18 protein-coding genes and 1 pseudogene are annotated in these 21877 nt (G+C 59.9%); 5 read left to right on the forward strand and 14 right to left on the reverse strand.

The window, feature by feature from the left end:
* Window positions 1–6: 6 nt before the first annotated feature.
* Window positions 7–1023 (reverse strand): S66 family peptidase, encoded by a 1017-nt coding sequence (locus tag OKC40_RS04645; RefSeq protein ID WP_270794280.1) that lies wholly within the window; start codon window positions 1021–1023, stop codon window positions 7–9.
* A gap of 265 nt (window positions 1024–1288) precedes the next feature.
* On the opposite strand from OKC40_RS04645, the gene OKC40_RS04650 reads away from it, so the two are divergent.
* Together OKC40_RS04650 and cysG are read left to right on the forward strand one after the other, a co-directional pair.
* Entirely contained in the window at window positions 1289–2131 is an 843-nt protein-coding gene (locus OKC40_RS04650) for a patatin-like phospholipase family protein (protein ID WP_270794282.1), read from the forward strand.
* Window positions 2132–2430: 299 nt separating this feature from the next.
* Window positions 2431–2574: pseudogene (gene cysG / locus OKC40_RS04655) on the forward strand (siroheme synthase CysG); the annotation flags it as partial.
* A 114-nt stretch (window positions 2575–2688) separates the two neighbouring features.
* Here cysG and OKC40_RS04660 read toward each other — a convergent pair.
* The 9 genes from OKC40_RS04660 to OKC40_RS04700 form a co-directional block, all read right to left on the reverse strand.
* Complete coding sequence (locus OKC40_RS04660) at window positions 2689–3291, reverse strand: hypothetical protein (RefSeq protein WP_270794284.1); 603 nt, start codon at window positions 3289–3291, stop codon at window positions 2689–2691.
* A 288-nt stretch (window positions 3292–3579) separates the two neighbouring features.
* Entirely contained in the window at window positions 3580–3897 is a 318-nt protein-coding gene (locus OKC40_RS04665; protein WP_042657642.1) for a heavy metal-binding domain-containing protein, read from the reverse strand.
* A 171-nt stretch (window positions 3898–4068) separates the two neighbouring features.
* Window positions 4069–4869: a cell division protein DedD gene (gene dedD / locus OKC40_RS04670; protein WP_270794285.1), complete on the reverse strand. Its 801-nt coding sequence runs from the start codon at window positions 4867–4869 to the stop codon at window positions 4069–4071.
* A 74-nt stretch (window positions 4870–4943) separates the two neighbouring features.
* Window positions 4944–6203, reverse strand: coding sequence for a bifunctional tetrahydrofolate synthase/dihydrofolate synthase (gene folC / locus OKC40_RS04675; RefSeq protein WP_160880311.1), 1260 nt, complete (start codon window positions 6201–6203; stop codon window positions 4944–4946).
* Window positions 6204–6205: 2 nt separating this feature from the next.
* Window positions 6206–7069: an acetyl-CoA carboxylase, carboxyltransferase subunit beta gene (gene accD, locus OKC40_RS04680; RefSeq protein WP_042657645.1), complete on the reverse strand. Its 864-nt coding sequence runs from the start codon at window positions 7067–7069 to the stop codon at window positions 6206–6208.
* A gap of 119 nt (window positions 7070–7188) precedes the next feature.
* Entirely contained in the window at window positions 7189–7998 is an 810-nt protein-coding gene (gene truA, locus OKC40_RS04685) for a tRNA pseudouridine(38-40) synthase TruA (RefSeq protein WP_234606090.1), read from the reverse strand.
* Between the two features lie 199 nt (window positions 7999–8197).
* Complete coding sequence (locus OKC40_RS04690; protein ID WP_270794287.1) at window positions 8198–10393, reverse strand: FimV/HubP family polar landmark protein; 2196 nt, start codon at window positions 10391–10393, stop codon at window positions 8198–8200.
* 270 nt (window positions 10394–10663) lie between these two features.
* Window positions 10664–11680 (reverse strand): aspartate-semialdehyde dehydrogenase, encoded by a 1017-nt coding sequence (locus OKC40_RS04695; protein WP_270794289.1) that lies wholly within the window; start codon window positions 11678–11680, stop codon window positions 10664–10666.
* Window positions 11681–11872: 192 nt separating this feature from the next.
* Window positions 11873–12994 (reverse strand): 4-phosphoerythronate dehydrogenase, encoded by a 1122-nt coding sequence (locus OKC40_RS04700; RefSeq protein WP_270794290.1) that lies wholly within the window; start codon window positions 12992–12994, stop codon window positions 11873–11875.
* 247 nt (window positions 12995–13241) lie between these two features.
* Between OKC40_RS04700 and OKC40_RS04705 the strand changes: the two genes are divergently transcribed.
* The 3 genes from OKC40_RS04705 (at window position 13242) to OKC40_RS04715 (ending at window position 16360) form a co-directional block, all read left to right on the forward strand.
* Window positions 13242–13985, forward strand: a complete 744-nt coding sequence (locus OKC40_RS04705; RefSeq protein WP_270794291.1) for a phosphatase PAP2 family protein — start codon at window positions 13242–13244, stop codon at window positions 13983–13985.
* Window positions 13986–14084: 99 nt separating this feature from the next.
* Window positions 14085–14762, forward strand: a complete 678-nt coding sequence (gene rnt / locus OKC40_RS04710) for a ribonuclease T (RefSeq protein WP_270794292.1) — start codon at window positions 14085–14087, stop codon at window positions 14760–14762.
* 275 nt (window positions 14763–15037) lie between these two features.
* Window positions 15038–16360, forward strand: a complete 1323-nt coding sequence (locus OKC40_RS04715) for a Na+/H+ antiporter family protein (RefSeq protein WP_042657651.1) — start codon at window positions 15038–15040, stop codon at window positions 16358–16360.
* Window positions 16361–16494: 134 nt separating this feature from the next.
* Here OKC40_RS04715 and OKC40_RS04720 read toward each other — a convergent pair whose 3' ends face one another.
* The 4 genes from OKC40_RS04720 to OKC40_RS04735 all read right to left on the reverse strand — a co-directional run bounded on the left by OKC40_RS04720 (window position 16495) and on the right by OKC40_RS04735 (window position 21783).
* The gene (locus OKC40_RS04720; RefSeq protein WP_075113060.1) at window positions 16495–18411 is read right to left on the reverse strand and encodes a putative bifunctional diguanylate cyclase/phosphodiesterase; all 1917 of its coding nucleotides are present in this window, start codon (window positions 18409–18411) and stop codon (window positions 16495–16497) included.
* A gap of 1 nt (window position 18412) precedes the next feature.
* On the reverse strand, window positions 18413–18895 hold the full coding sequence (locus OKC40_RS04725) for a molybdopterin-dependent oxidoreductase (protein ID WP_075113061.1): 483 nt from the start codon (window positions 18893–18895) through the stop codon (window positions 18413–18415).
* A gap of 334 nt (window positions 18896–19229) precedes the next feature.
* The gene (locus OKC40_RS04730; RefSeq protein WP_042059352.1) at window positions 19230–21140 is read right to left on the reverse strand and encodes a DEAD/DEAH box helicase; all 1911 of its coding nucleotides are present in this window, start codon (window positions 21138–21140) and stop codon (window positions 19230–19232) included.
* 181 nt (window positions 21141–21321) lie between these two features.
* Window positions 21322–21783 carry a hotdog fold thioesterase gene (locus tag OKC40_RS04735; RefSeq protein WP_270794293.1) on the reverse strand — a complete coding sequence of 154 codons (462 nt, stop codon included), beginning with the start codon at window positions 21781–21783 and terminating at the stop codon, window positions 21322–21324.
* Window positions 21784–21877 lie beyond the last annotated feature (94 nt).

A 21877-nucleotide genomic window follows, 5' to 3' on the forward strand; every position in this document is an offset into this window, starting at 1 on the left:
TAGCACTCATTCTGCTCGCCTCCAGGGCTGCAGCAAGGTGAGCTGCTGACGGTCGAGATCGAGCGCCACCTCGATACCCAGCGGCAACATCAGCATGGGGTGGGTATGGGCGCAGTCAAACTCCGCCAGAATGGGGAAGTTCGGCTCCCCCACCACCTCCAGCAGGATATCGAGGGGGCGCTTGCCGCTACCCTGATCGTTGAACAGCTCGTGCTTGCCGAGGATAAGCGCGCCGATCCGATCAAACACCCCGCACAGCTTGAGGTGGGCAAACGAGCGCTCCACCGTCGCTGCCAAATGGAGGCTGTCCTCCAGCAGCAGAATGTCCCCTTGCTCGATGGCTGGCATATAGGGGGAGCCCCAGATCCCCGCCATCGTATTGAGGTTGCCGCCGATAAGCCGGCCCCGCACCCGACCGGTACCCACCGAGATCAGTCGGTTTGGTTGGCACTGCTTGGCCCGGGTCTGGTTTTCCCAATCCAGTCGTTCATCAGTCCACTGCACCGGGGTCGGCACTGTGTGGGGCACGGCGGTGCCCCCGGCCTGGCAGATCTGGCGAAAGCCCGCCAGCGTTTCGTCCACCAGTGGCGATAGCTCGCCGAAAGAGGCCACCAACGCCGGCCCGTAGAAGGTGACCAGGCCAGTGCGGGCATGAATGCCGAGCAGCAGGGCCGTCACGTCGGAGTAGCCGATGACTATCTTGGGATCGCGCTTCAGCGCCTCAAAATCGAGGTAAGGGAGCAGGGAATTGGAGTTGTTGCCGCCAATCACCGACATGATGCAGCGCACTTCGGGGTCGCGAATAAGGGCGTTGAGCTCCTCGGCCCGTGCGGCGATGGAGCCGGAGCGCCAGTGATCCTGCTGGCCGGTGAGGCTGCCCGCCTTGAGTTTGAAACCCTGCCCCTCAAGAAACGTCCTGGCACGGGCAAAACGCTGCGGGGCCCAGGCGGTCGCCGCACTGGAGGGGGAGAAAAAAGCGATGGTATCGCCACGTCGGAGCAGCGGGGGAACCAATAACGTCATGACACACTCATCCTTGCCAATATCCAGCCATCACAGAGTCGTTGAGACTCCTACAAATCCTCCACTAGTACAACAGTTTTATCGTTAACGTTTAGAAATACAAAACACTTCATTCATTATTAACAGATATTCTAAACGCCATCCCCTTCCTAGAATGACCTCATTGCGATGGCCAACCCCGGTTGGTTGTCAGAATGGTCGGCCTGACAGCCCGAACGTTCTCTTTCCCACTTTTTCTCTCTGACTTATCAATGAGGTGCCTGTCATGAACAAAAACGCATCCCCCAGCGCATTGGTTGTAGAAGGCGGTGCCATGCGCGGCATATTTGCCAGCGGCGTGCTGGATGCGTTTATCGAGCATGACTATCGCCCCTTTGACTTCGCCATCGGCGTCTCGGCCGGCGCGACCAACCTGTTGGCCTATCTCGCCAGCCAGCATGGCCGCAGCCACGAGATCCTGACCAAACTGGCGTGCAGCCAGCAGTTTATGGATCCCCTGCGCTTTGCCAAGGGGGGCAATCTGGTGGATATCCACTGGCTGTGGCACACCAGCTGCAGCAAGTATCCCCTCGACATTCACGCCTACCGGGAGACCGGTATCCCCTTCTATGCGGTGGTGACCAATACCCTGACCGGCAAGGCGGAGTACATCCGGGTCAAGCCGGAAAACATGAACGAGGTGCTGCCCGCCAGCTGCGCCATTCCCCTCGCCTCCCACGAATACCCGGAGGTACACGGGGTACCGATGACAGATGGCGGGGTGGCCGACTCCATCCCGGTGATCGAGGCCTACCGCCGCGGTGCCCGTCACCTGACGGTGATCCTCTCCGAGCCCCTTGGCTACCGGCTCAAGCCGATGCCCTTCCCCTGGATGATCCGCACTCTGCTCAAGACCCGCCCCGCGCTGGCACAGGCGCTGGAGCAGCGGGATCGCAGCTACAACGAGGCGCTCGATTTTATCGCCAATCCGCCGGAGGACTGCCAGATCGAGGTGATCGCCCCGGCCGACTACTTCCCCGTTTCCCGTTTCACCCGCGATATCAACAAGCTGGAGATGGGATACGTGATGGGCAAGTGCGCAGGCTATCAGGCCGCCCTGCTCAATTGATAAGGCTTTTACAGGCATGACCCGACCTGCCGCGACGCACGCGCCGCCAACACAATAACAATCGGGTCAGTTGAGCAACATGAGTCATAAAAACAGACCGTGGCGAGGCAAGCGCGGCCAGAACAGATGCCAGACATCCTGACCGGCTTGCGCCTCATCCCTATGCCAGGGCATCTCACCCTCACACAAGGTGTTTATTTATGTCGTTTCTTCTCACCCATCCCGCGCTGGCGCAGCTGTTCGAGCGGCTGCTGCCCGATTACCGGATCATGGCGCCCGCGGCCGAATATCGGGGCGGCCAGCGGGTGGTGCGCGGCGAGCTGCAGCAGTTGGCCGAACTGGCCCGTCAGGTGAAGAGCCCGAGTCTCATCATCGGCTCGGTGGTGACTCTGGCCGACAAGCTGGACTGGTATGGGGAGGCCAACACCATCACCGGAGCTTGATCTGGCAGACGTGTCCAAGGGGCGGGCTAATGCCCTCCAGAGGCAAAAAGCAGACACCGGGCAACCGGTGTCTGCTTTTTTCATCAACAGGATAAGCGCTAAATCACGCGCCCGTTACTCCAGCGTGATGGGGCCGGTGTTCTGGGCATCGCTGTCATTCCAGTCACTCTCATAACGAATGCGCGGATCCCCCTGCAGGGTATAGAGGATGGTGCCCTGACGAAACTGCAGCGCACCATCGGCCCGCTTGGCCTTCACCTTCACGCCGTTGACCCACACCTGCTCCTTGCCATCCACCTGAATGTTGGCCACGGTGGCACCGGTCTCGCTATTTTTGGCGGTCCACTTGCCCTGATAAGGGGAATCCCCTTTGGCCATCGGCAACGTAGCCGCCTTGCCAGCAGACCAAGCGCTGACCGTACAGATGCCGTTGGCGCGCTTGTCATGCTTGATGGCGTAATCGACGCTGGGCTCGCTGGTCGCGGAGTCAGAGGTGATGCCGATCATGATCTTGCCGCTCTGGGCGGTATAGGCGGTCGGCGCATCGGTTTTCAGCGTGGCCTTCTTGCCATTGATAAAGACATTGCCCCCTTGCGCCTTGACCTGAATATTCATCGGGCAGCTGGCGGTAAAGTTGGGAACGGCCGCGGCAACACTACCGGCATAAGCGGCGATGGCCAGCGTGATAACAGTCAACAGAGCAGATTTTTTGTGCATCTTGATACGCCTTCAAGAAAGAGTGATTCATGCAAAATGGGGATCATCCATGATGAGGTGTCGTCCTGATGGCTGCCACTCTAGTCCGGCGATCCAGGGGGGCCCAGTTAAAAAAAATAAAACCCGAGCCATCGGGTTATGAAAAAATATAAAATTTTGAAATCAGCAACTTAGATTCATTAATGGCATGAGTTCAACACCCCGTTCACGCCTCGTTGCCCGCAGCCGGGCACAAAAAAGCCGATAACCCGGTTATCGGCTTTGGCCCGAACAGCTGGCGGCAGGATATCAGAACACCACGGCGGTGCCGCTGATACTGACCATCAGCATGCTGCCGTTTTGCCCCACCACCTCGTAGTCGATATCGATACCGACCACTGCGTTGGCACCAAGGGCCGCGGCGCGCTCTTTCAGCTCGTCGAAAGCGATCTCGCGGGCACGGGCCAGCTCTTTTTCATAGGCGCCGGAGCGGCCACCGATGATGTCGCGGATCCCGGCAAAGAGATCTTTGAAAATGTTGGCGCCGAGGATGGCTTCGCCCACCACGATGCCGCGGTATTCACGAATGGTTTTGCCTTCCAGCGTGGGGGTCGTCGAGAGGATCATCTTGAACTCCTGTGAGTAGCAGAAGGGCTCAGACTACCCCAACTGCCCGAAAATCCCAACGGGGTGGAGGCCTGTGCGACGCCGTCCTTAAAAATCACGACGGCCAGATAAAAAAACACCGCGCACGGGCGCGGTGTTGCTATCGGAACGTCATGGCCAGCGGCCAGACCGTTACGGATTGTAAGAGACTACCGAGCCACTGAGGCCAGTCATCTGGGAAATCCGCCCCTGCATCCCCTGCAGTTTGGCCTTGGAGACATCCGGTCCGATAAAGACACGGTTGAGCTGACCCTGCACCGGTGTGCGCGGCGAGGTGTGGGCAGAGTAACCCGCCGCCCGCAGCTTGCTCACCAGCGCGTTGACGCTGTCGACGTTCTTGAAGGCGCCAAGCTGGAGGATCCAGCTACCCTGTGCCGGTGCCGCAGCAGGCGCGGGTGTGGTCGGCTGGGTCATCTTGCTTTCAATCAGATCGTCGAGGGACTTGATCTGACCCGCCTGCGGCTTGCTCGGTGCGGGAGCCTTGGCCACTTCAACCGGTTTGGCTGGCGTCGGCTTGGGTGCAGGCTTGGGCGCTTCGACCGGTTTTTTGGCCACCACTTCCGGCTTGGGCTGTGGCTTGGGTTGGGCATTCTGTTGCGGCTGGACCGGCGCCGGTGCGGCAGGGGTTGTCGCTGGCTGCGCACCGTTGCCCTGACCGGCGAGGGTCATGGGGTCAGCCACCTCTTCCACTTGCCACTGCTGGGCCGCAGAGGCCTGTTGCTGGCTGGCCAGATGATCGGCGGGCAGGCTGCTGGCTGCCGAGACCTGCAGCGCAGGCTTGGCAGGCTCCAGCTCGGGGCGCAGCGGGATCTTGGCAAAGGCCTCCTCCTTTTGTGCCAGCTTGTGACCATCCAGCAAGTCCGGCAGGAAAATAACAACCAGGGCCACCAGGATGACGGTGCCCACCAGACGGTTTTGAAACTTCGAGGCCAAGTTGAATCCTACCTTTACGTAACTCAATATGCGATTTGGCTCCCCGCCCGAAGGCCGGGGAGCCGGGGTGTGCCCTAGACGGCGACACCCGCCAGAATGTCGGCGACAGTGTAAAACGAACCAAACACAATGACCATATCGTCCGGACTCGATGCGGCCAACGCTGCCTGATAAGCGGCGCTGACATCATCAAACTCTCTGGCAGGGCCCTTTCCCTCCCCCAGCGCCGCAGCCAGTTGCGCAGCAGTGGCGGCGCGCGGGCCGGTGAGGCTGGCCAGATACCACTCGCCAATCAGACCATCAAGTTCGGCAAGGGATCCCGCCATGTCCTTGTCTTTGAGCATGCCGACCACGGCGCGGCGTACACCCGAGCAGGGCATCTTGCGCAATTGCGCTGCCAGATAGGCCGCCGAATGGGGGTTGTGGGCTACATCGACGATCACCAGCGGCGCACTTTGCAGCTGCTGCATCCGGCCAGCCAGCCGGGCATTGGCAAGCCCGTCACGAATGGCGGACTCCGGCAGCGGCAAGCCGAGGGATTCCAGCGCCGCCAGCACGGTGACCGCGTTCATCAGCGGTAGCGCCGGTTTTGGCAGATCCCGCCACTGGTTTAGGCCGTGATAATCCCAACCGCTCTCGTGCTCATCGCCACGAAAATCGATACCGACCTGACGCAGGTTGGCGCCAAGACGCTGTGCTTCGCTCGCGATAGTCGCAGGCGGATTGGGCTCGCCACTGATGGCGGGCTTGCCAGCGCGATAGACCCCAGCCTTCTCCACCGCCACAGCTTCGCGGGTATCACCCAGCCAGTCGCAGTGATCGAGGGCAATGGAGGTGATCATCGCCACATCGGACTCCACCACGTTGGTGGCGTCGAGCCGGCCGCCCAGCCCCACTTCCAGCAGCAGCACATCGGGCGCGGCGCGGCAGAAGAGCCACAAACCGGCCAGGGTGGCGAACTCGAAGAAGGTAAGGGCAATCTCGCCGCGAGCCGCTTCCACCTCGGCAAAGGCGGCGCAGTGATCGCTGTCGGGCAGCTCTTGCCCGTTGACCCGCACCCGCTCGGTAAAGCGCAGCAGATGGGGCGAGGAGTAGACGCCAACCTTATAGCCTGCGGCCATCAGAATGCTGGCCGCCATGGCACAGCTGGAGCCCTTGCCGTTGGTGCCCGCCACCGTGATCACCTTGAACGGCAGCTGGGTAAGCCCCATGCGCCGGGCGACAGCACCGACCCGATCCAGCCCCATGTCGATATTGACCGGATGGATCTGCTCCAAATAAGAAAGCCAGTCGACAAGCGACCGGCTTTGGGATTGTTGCATGTTTGAACTCATCTTCACTCTTCGATGACGTGAGTATTCAGCATTTTGGCGAGCAGGCTGGCCAGACGGTTACGCATTTCACGGCGATCGATGATGATATCGATGGCACCCTTTTCCAGCAGGAACTCGGAGCGCTGGAAGCCTTCCGGCAATTTCTCGCGCACGGTCTGCTCGATAACGCGCGGGCCGGCAAAACCGATCAGCGCTTTGGGCTCGCCCACGTTGATGTCACCCAGCATCGCCAGACTGGCGGAGACGCCACCCATGGTGGGGTCGGTCAGCACGGAGATATAGGGCAGGCCGGCTTTGGTGAGTCTGTCCAGCGCCGCACTGGTCTTGGCCATCTGCATCAGGGAGAACAGCGCTTCCTGCATGCGAGCACCACCAGAGGCGGAGAAGCAGACCAGACCGCGACCTTCCTTGATGCACTCCTCGACGGCGCGCACGAAGCGGGCACCGACCACGGAGGCCATGGAGCCACCCATGAAGGAGAATTCGAACGAACAGGCGACAACCGGTACCCCTTTGAGGGTCCCTTTCATCACCACCAGCGCATCTTTCTCTGCCGTATCTTTCTGGGCGGCGGACAAACGATCCTTGTAGCGCTTGGAATCCTTGAATTTCAGTACATCCTGCGGCTCCAGCTCGGCACCGATCTCGGTACGACCCTGCTCATCGAGGAAGCTCTCGAGACGGGCGCGGGCGCTGATACGCATATGATGATCACACTTGGGGCACACTTCGAGGTTGCGCTCCAACTCTGCCCGGTAGAGCACCTGTTCACAAGCACTGCACTTGGTCCACACCCCTTCGGGAATGTTGTGACGACGGGGCGCAGTGATCTTGCTCTTGGGAAGAATCTTCTCAAGCCAGCTCATGGAATTCCTTAATGCTTTTGTGCCTGACAAAACGCATCGAGCCTAGATTGTTCAATGACTTACTAGCTCGATGGCAACAAATGACGGGTCATTAAACCACAATTTTTCGGGCGCAGTTACTAAAAACTGGTCGTACCCGGTGCCGAGTCCGGCAGCCACAGCGGGCCGAGCGGCAACTGCGGCAGAGCAAACTCGGCCGGGTAATCGACATCGACCAGATAGAGGCCACCGGCCTTGGCGGTCGGCCCGGCCAGATTGCGATCCCTGGCAGCCAGCACCTCGGCAATCCACTCCACCGGTTTGAGCCCCTGCCCCACCAGCAGCAGGGAGCCGGTGATGTTGCGCACCATGTGGTGCAGGAAGGCGTTGGCCTTGATGTCGAGCACGATGTAGGGGCCGGAGCGGCTGACGCACAGATGGGTCACATTGCGCCACGGGGTGTTGGATTGGCAGGCGACGGCACGGAAGGTGCTGAAGTCATGCTCCCCCAGCAGGCTCTGACCCGCCAGGTGCATCAGCTCGGCATCGATGGTCTCGTGGTAGTGGCTGACGCCACTGCCGAGGATCGCCGGCCGGTAGTTGTGGTTGTAGATGACATAGCGGTAGCGACGGGCGGTGGCGCTGAAGCGGGCGTGGAAGCTCTCGTCCACCGGCTTGACCCAGCGCACGGCGATATCCGGCGGCAGGTTGGAATTGAGCCCCAGGGTCCAGGCGCCCTCGGCGCGGTTCGCCTCGGTATCGAAGTGGATCACCTGGCCGGTCGCATGGACACCGGCATCGGTGCGTCCGGCACACTGGATGGAGACAGGGTGGTTGGCAATCCGGCTCAGAGCCGTCTCCAGTTCAGCCTGCACGCTGATCACTTCACGCTGACGCTGCCAGCCGAAATACCGGCTGCCGTCATATTCAATACCTAGGGCAATTCGCATGGATAAACTTGTCTTGTTGTGAAAACGCAGTGAAAGAAACGGGGCGGATTATACGCGCTCAGCCCGAAAAGTCCCACCACGCGCGCAATTGGCCTGGATGGTCAGCCTGCGTGGCCACCCTCACCCCATCGCAACTCGCCAAAAGAAGAGGGCAGCCACTGGCTGCCCCCGTTTTGCTGATCCCGTGATGGGAATTGATTTAGCCCAACCGCTTGAGCAACTTCTCGGCTTCGGCGCGCTGGTGATCGCTGCCCTGCTCTGCCGCCTCTTGCAGCAGCTCGCGGGCGCTATCCTTGTCATCGATCTCGAGGTAGGCACGGGCCAGATCCAGCTTGGCACCCACACCGCCGTCGTCGGCATCCACGTCAAACCCGGTGGATTCCGGCAGCACCTCGGGGAAACCATCGAGCCCCACATCCAGCGAGAAGCCCTGATAAGGCTCCTGCTCAGTGGTGCTGGCATCGGCCTCGGCCAGCAGCTTGTCGATCTCGACGTAGCCGCTTTCCTGCGCTTGCTCACGGGGCTGCACATCGGCCGGATGAGATTCCACCTCGGCGAACGCATCCTCGAAATCGGAGAGCGCCAGCTCGTTGGGATCCCACTCCAGATCCAGCTCGGCGTCCTTCGCCGTCTTCGCCTTGGCCGGCTCAAGACCGAGCTCAGCCAGCATCGCATCGGCACTCTCGTCGGCACTGAGATCAATGGCGTTATCATCTTTGCCAGCGGCGGGCTCGTCGAAGGCATTTTCGAACTCGCCGAGATCGAAGCTGGCCAGATCGTCGTCAGCGGCGCCAACTTCGTCAATGGAGTTCAAATCGGGCTCGAGGTCGGCAGAGAGATCCGCATCCAGCTCGGCAAACAGGGCGGCCTGCAGCTCCTCTTCGCTCATGACTTCATCAGCGGCCTTGGGCTTGGGATTGAACTCGCTGGCCAGATCCATGGCGGGCTCGTTGGCCAGGGCAATGGGCTCATCCAGCGAGAGATCGAGATCCGGCACCAGATCCGGGTCACGACTGGCAGGCTGGGCCGCCATCCGCTCCGGCTCAAAGCCTTGCAGATCCATCTCACCGTCGTCGCTGAACACCAGATCCAGGTCCGGCTTGTCCGGTTCAACCGGCATGAAGCCATCGGGGGTGTTGAGATCCGGCACCGGGCGCACCGGCTCATTGTCGGTCACATCGACGCTCAGCAGATCATCAAATTCGCTCTGCTCCTGATCCATCATCATGGCAGTGGATTCGGAGAGGCTCTTCTCCTGCTCTTCCAGCTCGCGACGGGCACGGGCCCGCAGCCAGAGGGTCACCAGTGCCAGCACCAGCAACACCGGCAGCAAGATGATCATGGCGAGGTTGAGCGGTGAGGCGAGCAGATCCATCAGCCAATTTTGCTTGGGCTCGGGCGCAGCGACCACCGGCGGAACCGGCTGGGCTTTGAGCTCGGCAATCTCTTTTTGCAGCGCAGTCTGATCCTGCAGCTGGGCCTTGAGGGTCTCCACCTCTTCGGTCAGCGATTGCAGGCGCAGCTTGAGCCTGTGGTTCATTTCGGTCACCTGGCCGAGCTGGGCATTGGCATCTTCCAGTGCCAGCGCCATCTCGGTGGCCGGTTTGCCCACCGGTTTATCCAGATCGGAAGGCAGAGGCGCCGGTGTGGTGCCTTCTGCAGCGCTTGGTACAGGCGCGGGAGCCACCGCCTCTTTCGGCGCGGGCTCGCTCACCTTGGCCACTTCTTTGGTTTCAGCAGCCGGTTGCGGTGCCACAACCGGTGCAGGAATGGGTGCGGCTTTCGCCACCGGCAGCGGCGCAGGCGCGGCTTTCACCGGCTCGGACTTGGCCGCCTCAACCTTAACAGGTTTGGCTGCAACCGGTTTGGCCGTGTGGGCCTGCTTGTTGGCCAGATATTTGGGGCTCAGCCCTTTCCAGCTGGCGTTGTCGCTGCGGAATTTGGCGCGGGCCTGGGCATCGGTGATAACACTCGCCTCGGCCACGGTCGGCAGCAGAATGCGGGAACCCACCAGAATGTGGTTGATATTGCCATCGGCAAAACTGCGGGGGTTTTTCTCGTAGATCGCCACCATGGTCTGGTAGACGCTGACACTCGTAGAGGGGCGATATTTGCTCGCCAGACTCCAGAGGGTATCGGTCGGACGAACAGGGCCATAGCTACCGGCATTGGCCGTGACCTGACGCACCACCGGCTCGGCGGTTGCGCGTACCGGCTGCGCCACGGGTCTGGCGACCGGTTGCGCCAGCGGCTGGGAATTGACGGCGGGAGGTGCAGGTTCGTCAGGGCCTTTTAGCTCGACAAAAAAAGGCTCCCGCGCCGAGTCTTCAGCCTGGACGGTGCCCAGCAGACCCAATGCGAGTAGCGTTGCCAATGTTATGCGGGAATGTCCCATATTCGTTCCTTCGTATGACGGCCCTATCGCATTGAAAAATCTGGATAGTTACCCCAAAACAGTCGGTTCAATATAAATCAGGCTCGCCTAGCAAGCCAGCAGTCCGACACATTTAGCACCCAACTTGACTCTGAGTGTAGGAAAAAACTTAATCAGTTGATATCGCAACAGAATCTTGAAGTGGCGGAGTGCGGCATGGGTCACACCCCGCAGTACTCACCGGCCGGATGCGCAGCACTCCCTGCTGCGCATCGGTGGCATCGTTCAGCTTTACAGATAGTCGCGAACCAGCAGCTCGGCAATCTGTACACTGTTGGTTGCCGCGCCCTTACGAACGTTATCGGCCACGATCCACATATTGATACCACTCGGATGAGAAATATCCTGGCGCACCCGACCGACCAGCACCTCATCCTTGCCGGTTGCGTCGCGCACCGGGGTCGGATAATCCCCTTCGTCATCAAACAGGGTCACGCCCGGCGCATTGCGCAGCAGCTCCTTGACCTGTTCGGCATCGAGCGGTTGGTGCAGTTCGACATGTACCGCCTCGGCGTGGCCGTAGAAGACCGGCACCCGCACACAGGTGGGATTCACGGCAATGCTGGCATCGCCCAGGATCTTCTGGGTTTCCCACACCATCTTCATCTCTTCACGGGTGTAGCCGTTGTCGGTGAAGCTGTCGATCTGCGGGATCAGGTTAAAGGCGATCTGTTGCGGATAGAGGGTCGGTTCCACCGGACGACCGTTGAGCAGCTGCGCGGTCTGGCCCGCCAGCTCGCTGACCCCCTCTTTGCCCGAGCCTGACACGGATTGATAGGTGGCCACGTTGATGCGGGCGATCCCCACTTCATCGTGCAACGGCTTCAGGGCCACCAGCATCTGGATGGTGGAGCAGTTGGGGTTGGCGATGATGTTGCGATTGCGAAAATCGGCCAGCGCGTCCGGGTTCACTTCCGGGATCACCAGCGGGATATCTTCGTCGTAACGGAAGCAGGAGGTGTTGTCGATGACGATGCAGCCGTGCTCGGCAGCAATCGGTGCCCACTTGGCAGAGACCTCGGCACCGGCGGAGAACAGCGCGATCTGCACCTGGCTCCAGTCAAACTCCTCCACATCGAGGATCTCGAGGTTCTTGCCACCAAAACGCACGGTATCACCGGCGCTGCGGCTGGAAGCCAGCGGATAGAGGGTCGCCACCGGAAATTCGCGTTCTTCCAGGATCTCGATCATCGCCTGACCCACGGCGCCGCTGGCACCCAATACCGCTACGTTAAACTGCTGGCTCATTCTGTTCTCCTCTGATAATGCTGCAATGGCACCGGCTGGCGCCATGGTCGGCTGGCTCTCGCGCTGCGAGATGACGCTGCCTGATATGGCTGAACCAGCGCAGTAGCATCTGCGCCAGCTCAGTAAAAAATGGGGTCGGTGTGGCCAACGCGGCTCACCCCTTCCGGTTATCTTCCAACAATTTGCCCCCGTTCAGGGGCGTGACAGTGCAAATCCCAATGCGCCCAGCGCCTTGTCGGCAAAAGCTCCCTCAATCTGCAGGGAGGATAGTTCACGGCGCTCGGGATAGTGCTTGCGCTGCTTATCAAAGCTGCCGGGCAGGCCGAGTCGGGACCGAAAACGGGCATCATCGCGGCGCACATCATAGACCAGATGCACCAGCTGCTTGATCAGCGCCTGATCCGGCACTCGGCCCGGCACCACCGCCTGCACATCGGGGGCAGGCAACAGCCGACTCAAATCCTGACGAGGCTGACGCCCCAGCTGCAGGCAGAGCGCCTGATAGAGCATCCAGGTGCCACGCGCCTTCCCCTCCAGGCTGTAACCGGCGATATGGGGGGTGGCAATCTCGGTATGGGGCACCAGCGCGACCAGTGGCTCGGGCTCGTTCTCCCACACATCCATCACCAGTCGCAATGGCGCATCGCTCAACTGGCGCGCCAGCAGGGCCCGGTTATCCCACACCTCACCACGGGATGCGTTGATCAGGATCTGCCCGGCAGGACGGGCGGCAATCAGCTCGGCATCCAGCAGATGGTAGGTGGCATCCTGCCCTTCGCGGGTGATGGGTACGTGGAAGCTGACGATATCGGCGCCAAGGGCGGTCTGATAATCGACAAAACCGCCGGCGGGATTATCCCGCGCCCTGGGCGGATCACAGCGCAGCACCCGCATGCCGAGCGCTTCGGCCTTGCCAGCCACACACTCGCCGGTATTGCCGGCGCCAATCACCGCCAGCGTCATGGCCGAGAGGTCGAGTTCGTAACGCTCCGCCAGCACCAGCAGGGCTGAGAGCACATAATCTCCCACCGAATACTTGTTGCAACCGGGGGCGCTGAAGAAGGGAATATTGCGGCTCGCCAGCAGTGCCTTGTCCACATGGTCGGTGCCGATGGTGGCGGTGCCGACAAACCCGAGTTTCGGGCTGGTCGCCAGCAAATCGCCGTTGACGCGGGTGACCGAGCGCACCAGCAACACATCGGCATCCAGCAGATCGCGGGCCTGCATCTGCCGTCCGGGCAAGGGGATCACCTCGCCAAATTCGGCAAACAGCTCCACGGCATGGGGCATATTCTCATCAACGACTATCTTCATCGGGCTCTCTTTGGTCACAACCGCCACGGGGGCGCCATTCTAGCGCAAAGCCGCCCGAGATTTCAGCCTGTGATGCAATCAGGCGCGAAAGGACAGCACATTGCGCGGCGGCCACCCCATCAGCCCGTTCAAACAGAGGATGTCGCCACAAATGTGTAAGCAGAGGTAACAAACCGACTGCTCGGCTTGGTGCGGGCATGCCGCGATGGCACAATGCCCCTCTTTTTCGCGATCGCCCATACCCACCATGCCGCTACACGCCCCGTTGCTCCCAGCGTCAACCGCCTCACTCACCCGCAGTCAGGTACTCGGATTCAGTGCCCTGTTGATCCTGCCCCTGCTGCTACTCGCCACGCTGCCCTGGCAACCTTTTCTGACCGGCTCGCTGCAAGCTGGCTGGCTATGGTGGTCATACGCCCTCACCCGCATGGTCGATATTCCCGGGATCGGTGTCAGTGGTGCCCTCTTGCTGCTGCTGACCCGTTACAAACTGAAACTGGAGTGGGCCCCCTTCATTGCGCTGGGGTGTACACTGGCGGCCCTGCTTGCCAGCGACTGGGTGATCAAGAGCCTGATCAAGCACCTGACCGAGGAGCCCAGACCCTACCTGCTCTGGCTGGAGAGTCAGGCGCTGATCCCGGCCATCAAGAGCTTCTACGCCAGTAGCGTCGAGGTACGCAGCGAACAGGTTCACGCCGCCAGCCAGTTGCTGGCCCTGCCCGAGTGGCTCGGTCACCACTGGCAAAAGGAGGTGAATTACGCCTTCCCCTCTGGCCACAGCATCGCCGCCATCAGCCTGGCCCAGTTTTTCGGTCTGATCTGGCTGGCCCGCGCCCCCACGGGCGTCTGGCTGCTACCGCTGTGGGCGCTAGGGATTGGCCTGTCGCGCATGGTGATGGGAATGCACTGGCCGATGGATGTGCTGACCAGCGCCCTGCTTGGCACTGTCACGGCGCTGATCGCCGCCCGCTGGTGGCTGCACAGATATTGAATCCAGCGCCATCTTGCACAGGCTTCCTGCGTGGGATGGGAGGACAAGCCTGTGCTTTTTTGCCATAATGCCGCCTCATTTTATCCCGACCGAGATCCCATGACCGACGCAGTTCATACCCTCAAGGGCCGTTTCCGTGGTTTTTACCCCATCGTCATCGATGTTGAAACAGCCGGGTTCAACGCCAAGACCGATGCTTTGCTCGAAATCGCGGCTTACACCCTGAAAATGGATGAGCAGGGCTGGCTCGTTCCCGACCAGGTGTTCCACTTTCATGTCGAGCCCTTCGAAGGGGCCAACCTGGAAAAGGCCGCGCTGGAGTTCACCGGCATCGACCCCTACAACCCGTTGCGTGGCGCTGTCTCGGAGAAAGAGGCACTGACCGAGATCTTCAAGGGGATCCGCAAGGGGATGAAGGAACAGGATTGCGGCCGCGCCATCATAGTGGCCCACAACGCCACCTTCGATCACGGCTTCGTGATGGCCGCCGCTGAACGGGCTGGCCTCAAGCGCAATCCGTTCCACCCGTTTGCCACCTTCGACACCGCTGCCCTCTCCGGGCTGGCGCTGGGTCAGACCGTGCTGGCCAAGGCGTGTCAGAGCGCCCGCATCCCGTTTGACAATAAAGAGGCGCACTCTGCCCTCTATGACACCGAGCGCACCACCGAACTGTTCTGTCATATCGTCAACCGCTGGAAGAGCATGGGGGGCTGGCCGCCAGCGCATCCGGATGACGACACGCCGGATACCCCTGCCGATGACGACGTGCAGGCATAAACGGATGAAGGCTGCCACAGGCAGCCTTCGTTGTTTTCGGGGGCGTGATTGATCGCTCTGCGCACAAAAAAGCGCCATCAACGTCACGATCAACCGCTGCGCGCGCAATGCACTGAGACAAACCGGCCACAAACCCTCATTTTGATCCACCTTGTGCCAGATGCTGCTGCGATATGAGGGGGTTGACTGATTTTTTTCTCGACATTTGTCACATTTTTCGCAAACTAACTCCCCTTCACATGACAGACAGCAATAACAAACTATAAGGAAATCAAATGAATCCAGTTGTTATCGCAGTCGGGCTGATGCTGGTGCTCAGTCTGCTGCGGATCAATGTGGTGGTCTCGCTGGCGCTGGGGGCCATTGCTGGCGGCCTGGTCGGCGGGCTGTCGTTGACCGATACCCTCACCACCTTCAGCGGTGGCCTGGGCGGTGGCGCCGAGATTGCCCTCTCCTACGCCATGCTGGGCGCCTTTGCGGTTGCCATCTCCCGCTCCGGGATCACCGACCTGCTGGCCCGCAAGGTGATCAGCCAGTTAGGCAAGGATGCCAGCTCGACCCGCATCATGTGGGTCAAGACCCTGCTGCTCTGTTCCGTGCTGGCCGTGGCCATCTCGTCCCAGAACCTGATCCCGGTTCATATCGCCTTTATTCCCATCCTGATCCCGCCGCTGCTGCATGTGATGGCGCAGATGCAGATCGACCGTCGTCAGGTTGCCTGTGTCATCACCTTTGGCCTGACAGCCACCTATATGGTGCTGCCGGTCGGCTTTGGTGGCATCTTCCTGAACAACATTCTGGCCAAGAACCTGATCGATAACGGCGTGCCCATCACCACCAGCCAGATCCCGCTGGCGATGGCCATTCCGGTCGCCGGTATGTTGCTGGGCCTGCTGATCGCAGTGTTCATCAGCTATCGCAAACCGCGCCAGTACGATCTCGCCAAGATCCTGGATGCGGAGCCTGAGACCGTTGAACTCAATCTCACCCACATCTGGGTCGCTCTGCTGGCCATTGGCGTGGCACTGGGGCTGCAACTGATGACCAACAGCATCGTGCTGGGTGCGCTGGCCGGTTTTGTCATCTTCACCTGCGGTGGCGTCATCAAGTTTCGCGAAAGCCAGGATGCCTTCACCCAGGGGGTGCGCATGATGTCGCTGATCGGCTTCATCATGATCTCCGCCGCCGGCTTTGCTGCCGTGATGAAGGCAACCCACGGCGTCGATACGCTGGTTCAGGTGGTCGCCTCCGGCATCGGCCAGAACAAGGGCATCGCCGCCTTCCTGATGCTGCTGGTGGGCCTGCTCATCACCATGGGGATCGGCTCCTCTTTCTCCACCGTGCCCATCATCGCCACCATCTATGTGCCGCTCTGTCTGCAGCTTGGCTTCTCACCGATGGCGATCATCGCACTGGTCGGTACCGCCGGCGCGCTGGGGGATGCGGGTTCACCGGCCTCCGACTCGACCCTGGGCCCGACCTCCGGCCTCAACGCCGATGGTCAGCACGACCATATCTGGGACAGCGTGGTACCCACCTTTATTCACTACAACATCCCGCTGGTGATCTTCGGCTGGATTGCCGCCATGGTGCTCTGATAGCCCCGCTGGCTGCGACCAGAGCACCTCACCATGCACAACAAGAAGGCGACCTGATGGTCGCCTTCTTCATTGATTCGGCTAGAGAAACAACAGCACGGTAGCTTGTGGTGACAGTGAAAAGGAATCACTCGCTAACCCAGCGCCACCTCCTGCATGATGCTCCGATTGATAAAGTAGCGATGGCAGAACAGCAAAAAAGCCTGCATCGGCAAGGGTCTCGAGTAGAAATAGCCCTGAATTTCATCCACCCCGATGCTCAGCACCGCCTTCAGCTCATCGTTGTTTTCCACCCCTTCCGCCACCACCCGCACACCGAGTTGATGAGAGAGACTAGTGATCGCCTCGACGAACAGGGCCTGACGGGTATCGTTGTCGATGGCAGTGATAAATGAGCGGTCTATCTTGAGCTTGTCGAAATAGAGTTCCCGCAAGTAGGAGAACGATGACCAGCCGGTGCCGAAATCATCGAGGGCCACCCGCACTCCGATCTGACGCAGGGTGTCGATGATCTGCTTGCTCAGCTCGATATCATCCAGAGCAATGGTTTCGGTCAGCTCGACGATCAGCTGTTGCAGGCTTAGCGGTCCATCTTTCATGTTCTCTTCCAGCTGGGCTGCCAACCCCATATTGAACATGGAGCTGGAGAGGTTGACCGAGATCTCCAGCGGCTCAATCAAGTCGCTAGGGAAAGTGGCAAGATCATGCTGCAAGCGCCGGAAGATCCATAACCCGAGCGCCTCCCCCAGCCCGTTCTCTTCCGCCAGCGAAATGATATCGAGTGGCGGAATAAAACCGTACTCCGGGTGATTCCAGCGGATCAGCACCTCGGCCCCCAGTCGCACCGAACCTTGACCACGGACAATGGGCTGGTAATAGAGGCTCAGCTGCAAATCGTCGGGGTGCTGGATCAATTCGCGCAGCTCGGTCGACAAGCGGCGGTTGCGCAGATAGTGCTGATACATACTGCTGGAGAAGACCACGTAGTGATTCAGCCGCTTGCGCTTGGCGCTGTCGAGGGCGATGTCGGCAAACAGCAGCATCTCCTCCGGCGTATGCACCGGTCGCACGTACTGGCTGATCCCCATAAAGACCCGTACCCGGTGGGCGGGGTCGGTCGCCAAGGCGAGCCCGGCAAGCTCATTGCGCAGCTGTTCCAGAAATGGAAAGCGCAGATAGGTGGGCATGACCCCGGAAATAATGATGGCAAACTCATCGCTACCGGTGCGGGCGGCAAAGATACCGTCAACCGATACCGCGCGGATCCGCTCGGCCAGTTGCGTCAGCAATGCATCTCCCACCTCGTATCCCAAGCTGTCATTTACCTCCCTGAAATGGCCAAGATCCACCAGACAGACAGTCACTCTGCTAGGTCGCCCTTTATGTCCTGTCAGATGCTTGAGGTGTTTGATCAGAGAGGCCCGGTTCGGCAAGCGGGTTAGCGCATCATTCCACGCAAGAAAATACTGGTGGCGCACTTCGCGAAACAGCATCAGCAGCATCACCACGGTCGCCAACATCAAGAAGGCCAGAATGAAGAAGTTCTGGGTACGCGACGAATTGAGCACCTCCCGCTGGGCTATGGCGGAAGGGCCGGTGAAGTTTTTCACCATCACATTGCGGATCGCTGCCAGATCCCGAGCCAGCTCCTCGGCTAAACGGGCAAGCTCTGTTGAATCTCGCTCTCCGCTGACCACTGCCTGCTCATACTTCTCGAACAGAGTCATGATCTTGCCTGCTGCCTGTTCAGCCCCAAAGCGGGTTCTCACCGGCTTGGCCTCCTCCCCGTGCAGGAAGACATCGAGCCGGTTCCAGGCAATATCAAAGCGCTTGTTCATCTCTTCCTGACTGGTTGAACCGGTACGATAGAGAGAAAGTGCCTTATCAAAGCCATGGATCTCCAGCTCCAGCTGAGCCAACGCCCAAGCGGAGAGCTGGGTATAGCGGGTCACGGCATTAAAAGCACGGTCATAGTTCCAGACCGACCAGATGGCGACCCCCAAAAAAGTAGTCACCATCAGGATCAAGCTCAGAAACTTGCCGCGCAGCATCTTATTTGCTCTCGATCGCTGTCAGCTGCCACACCATCCGGCTGTGATAGAGCTCCTTGTTCAGCTCCGGGTGATCAGAGAGGGGATAGATGACCCAGAGCGGCCCCCTGTTGCGCAGGGTCAACGCTTTGCCATCCTGCTTCTCGGCCAGCAGTACCGAGTATTTATCTCCATCTTCCAGCGGCACCGCCGCCCAGTAGTCATTGATGGCGACCGCCTTGACCTCCGCACTCTTGAGATCGTAAATCTTGACCAGATCTCGCAGCAGCACACCACGATAGGTGTGGTCCCCCTCGGTCCAGGGGGTCTGGGTCTTGACCTCTGTCTGAGGCAAGGCCTCAAACTCGGCCCGGGTCAGTACGACCTCCCCCGTACCATTGCAACAGCCATCCTCTTTTATTTTGAGGAAGGGCCCATCAGCCAACACCATGCCAGAAACGAGACAGCCGGATAACAGCAGCATCCTGCCAAGCCATCCACCCATGATAAACCTCCGTATCGTACTGTTTGTTTTATTGGTTTCACTCTGCCCACCGACATGGAAACGGCAAAGTCACAATGCAAAACAATGTTGCTGCAACCAGCTCACCACAACAGTCAACCTGCATCAGGCTGTACCCGAATGCCACCAAAAGCATGGCATCTACGCTCCGACTGTCGCAACCGCATCGGAAAATATTCATGTCCCTTTGGCTCTCAACTTGGCTTGTGGAACAGGGAGGTGGCCCCCAACACAGGCAAACTGACTGCACAGCCCCTATCGCAGGCACAAAAAAAGGCCGCTCAATGAGCGGCCTTCTTCATAACTGGGTCAGCAATCAGCTTTCGCGACGCTTGCCACTGAATTTGCGATCTTTGTTGAAGCCACCTTCACGGCGCTCACCGCTCTTGTTGAACGGGCGGTCACCCTGGGGACGGCGATCCTTGTTGAAAGGACGCTCCTTGTTGAAGGGGCGATCGCTGCGCGGAGGACGGGGAGCAGTGTTGCTGCCGGCCGGCACTTCGGTGTAGCGAGTGATCTGCAGCGGACGCTGGCAAACACGGGCTTTCTTGATCACTTCCAGTACATCGGCGGTCATGCCTTTCGGCAGATCGACGGTGGAGAAGTCATCGGCGATGTCGATGTTGCCGATGAAACGGCTCTCGATGTTCGCTTCGTTGGCGATGGCGCCAACAATCTGGCCCGGCTTGACGCCGTGATGGGCACCCACGTCTACGCGGTAACGCTCCATCTCCACATCCGGGTTGTCTTTCAGCGGACGCGGTTCGAGGGACGGCATGCGACGGGCAGGACGATCACCACGGTCGCCGAAGTCACGGGCACCGAAATCGCGGCCACCGTCACGACGGTCGAAATCACGACCACCACGATCGTTGCTGGCATTCAGCAGCGGATCCGGGATGGAGTCATCCAGCAGCAGCGGTTGGTCGCCCTGTACCAGCTTGGCCAGTGCGGCAGCCAGCTCCAGCGGATCGGCAGAATCTTCTTCGATCAGCTCGTTAACCAGGTTCACATAGATCTCGAGCTCTTCACCCATCATGGTTTCCCGGATGCGCTCTTTGAACTTGGTCAGGCGGTGCTGGTTGATGTCCTCGGTGCTCGGCATCTTCATCGGCTCGATGGCCTGACGAGTAGCGTGCTCGATGGCGCGCAGCATGCGACGCTCACGGGGAGCAACGAACAGGATGGCTTCACCTTTACGACCGGCACGACCGGTACGGCCGATACGGTGTACGTAGGATTCGGTGTCGTACGGAATGTCGTAGTTCACTACGTGAGTGATACGCTCAACGTCCAGACCACGAGCGACAACGTCGGTGGCGATCAGGATGTCCAGCTGGCCTTGACGCAGCTTGTCGACGGTACGCTCACGCAGTTTCTGCGGGATGTCACCGTGCAGCGCTTCACAGGCGTGGCCACGAGCGGCCAGTTTGCCAGCCAGCTCTTCGGCAGCATTCTTGGTGCGCACGAAGACCAGTACGGCTTCGTACGGTTCGACTTCCAGCAGACGGGTCATGGCGTCCAGCTTGTGCAGACCGGTTACCTGCCAGTAACGCTGGCGGATGGTCGGTGCAGTGGACGTCTTGGTGATGATCTTGATCTCTTTCGGCTGCTTCAGGTGTTTCTGGGCAACGCGACGGATCTGGTCCGGCATGGTAGCGGAGAACAGGGCAACCTGACGGGTGGCCGGGCACTGCTCCATGATCCAGTCCACGTCATCGATGAAGCCCATACGCAGCATTTCATCGGCTTCGTCCAGTACCAGGGCTTTCAGGCCGGAGAGGTCCAGGTTCTTGCGACGGATCAGATCCATCACACGACCCGGGGTACCGACGACAACCTGGGCACCGCGACGCAGGGCGCGGGTCTGGGTTTCGTAAGAGGAGCCACCGTAGATCGGCAGGACGTGGAAGTCAGGCATGTGCTTGGCGTAACGTTGGCACGCCTCGGCAACCTGCAGGGCCAGTTCACGGGTCGGAGCCAGCACCAAAACCTGAGTGTTGCGGTTACCAGCTTCCAGACGAGACAACAGAGGCAAGGCAAAAGCAGCGGTCTTCCCTGTACCGGTTTGCGCCTGCCCCAGCAGATCGTGTCCCGCCATCAGGTGGGGAATTGCTGCGGCCTGGATCGGTGACGGGCGCTCATAGCCCACGTCTTGCAGCGCTTTCAATACAGGCGCGGCCAGTCCAAGCTCACTAAAAAGGGGCAGTTGTTCGGTATCAGACATAGATTCTTCCAGATTAAGGCAGGCGGCTAAGCACCGCGGAATAGCAAAAAGGCGGCGATTATAGCGCCACTTTGTTCTGCTGTCTTGAAAAATGTGATAAGCCTCTCAAGACGTTGGCAATTATAGAGGGATCTTGCGACTATGGCTTGCTTATTTTTCACTACTGGTGCGTTATTGCAGGTCACTCCTCGCTGGAGTCCTTGCCCCGCTTGTGTTTGAGCACCGCCATCGTCAGTCGGCTGGTACACAATAAACGTCCCCGTTCGTCCCGAATTTCAATCTGCCACACCTGAGTCGTCGCCCCCAGATGCAGCGGCGCGCAACGACCGGTCACCCCCCCTTCCCGCTTGGCCCGCAGATGGTTGGCATTCACCTCCAGTCCCACGCAGTAGCTATCTGGTCCCACCGCCATGTTGGCTGCCAGCGATCCCAGGGTTTCTGCCAATACTACCGACGCGCCGCCGTGGAGCATGCCAAGGGGCTGATGGGTACGGTGATCCACCGGCATGGTCGCTTCCAGCCAGTCCGGGCCAAAGGCGGTATAGACGATATCGAGATGGGCCATCAGAGTGTTGCGAGAGGTGGCGTTGAGCCCCTCCAGACTGATGGGCTTGCGCCAGATGGGGGCGTTTTCTTGACTCATGGCGAGCAGACTCCTTATGTAATCAATGGGTTGAACGCGAGCAGTGTCGGCGAAAAAGACAACGAAAAAAAGATGCCCCGATCGGGGCATCCTG

Source organism: Aeromonas sp. QDB11, assembly GCF_027705265.1.
GTDB lineage: Bacteria > Pseudomonadota > Gammaproteobacteria > Enterobacterales > Aeromonadaceae > Aeromonas > Aeromonas allosaccharophila.

Coding starts and splice junctions, on each gene's coding strand:
- OKC40_RS04705 (WP_270794291.1), top strand. CDS start 13,242: ATGCCGCTACACGCCCCGTTGCTCCCAGCGTCAACCGCCTCACTCACC.
- accD (WP_042657645.1), bottom strand. CDS start 7,069: ATGAGCTGGCTTGAGAAGATTCTTCCCAAGAGCAAGATCACTGCGCCC.
- OKC40_RS04645 (WP_270794280.1), bottom strand. CDS start 1,023: ATGACGTTATTGGTTCCCCCGCTGCTCCGACGTGGCGATACCATCGCT.
- rnt (WP_270794292.1), top strand. CDS start 14,085: ATGACCGACGCAGTTCATACCCTCAAGGGCCGTTTCCGTGGTTTTTAC.
- OKC40_RS04690 (WP_270794287.1), bottom strand. CDS start 10,393: ATGGGACATTCCCGCATAACATTGGCAACGCTACTCGCATTGGGTCTG.
- OKC40_RS04720 (WP_075113060.1), bottom strand. CDS start 18,411: ATGCTGCGCGGCAAGTTTCTGAGCTTGATCCTGATGGTGACTACTTTT.
- OKC40_RS04695 (WP_270794289.1), bottom strand. CDS start 11,680: ATGAGCCAGCAGTTTAACGTAGCGGTATTGGGTGCCAGCGGCGCCGTG.
- truA (WP_234606090.1), bottom strand. CDS start 7,998: ATGCGAATTGCCCTAGGTATTGAATATGACGGCAGCCGGTATTTCGGC.
- OKC40_RS04650 (WP_270794282.1), top strand. CDS start 1,289: ATGAACAAAAACGCATCCCCCAGCGCATTGGTTGTAGAAGGCGGTGCC.
- OKC40_RS04715 (WP_042657651.1), top strand. CDS start 15,038: ATGAATCCAGTTGTTATCGCAGTCGGGCTGATGCTGGTGCTCAGTCTG.
- folC (WP_160880311.1), bottom strand. CDS start 6,203: ATGAGTTCAAACATGCAACAATCCCAAAGCCGGTCGCTTGTCGACTGG.
- OKC40_RS04725 (WP_075113061.1), bottom strand. CDS start 18,895: ATGGGTGGATGGCTTGGCAGGATGCTGCTGTTATCCGGCTGTCTCGTT.
- OKC40_RS04665 (WP_042657642.1), bottom strand. CDS start 3,897: ATGATCCTCTCGACGACCCCCACGCTGGAAGGCAAAACCATTCGTGAA.
- OKC40_RS04735 (WP_270794293.1), bottom strand. CDS start 21,783: ATGAGTCAAGAAAACGCCCCCATCTGGCGCAAGCCCATCAGTCTGGAG.
- OKC40_RS04660 (WP_270794284.1), bottom strand. CDS start 3,291: ATGCACAAAAAATCTGCTCTGTTGACTGTTATCACGCTGGCCATCGCC.
- OKC40_RS04730 (WP_042059352.1), bottom strand. CDS start 21,140: ATGTCTGATACCGAACAACTGCCCCTTTTTAGTGAGCTTGGACTGGCC.
- OKC40_RS04700 (WP_270794290.1), bottom strand. CDS start 12,994: ATGAAGATAGTCGTTGATGAGAATATGCCCCATGCCGTGGAGCTGTTT.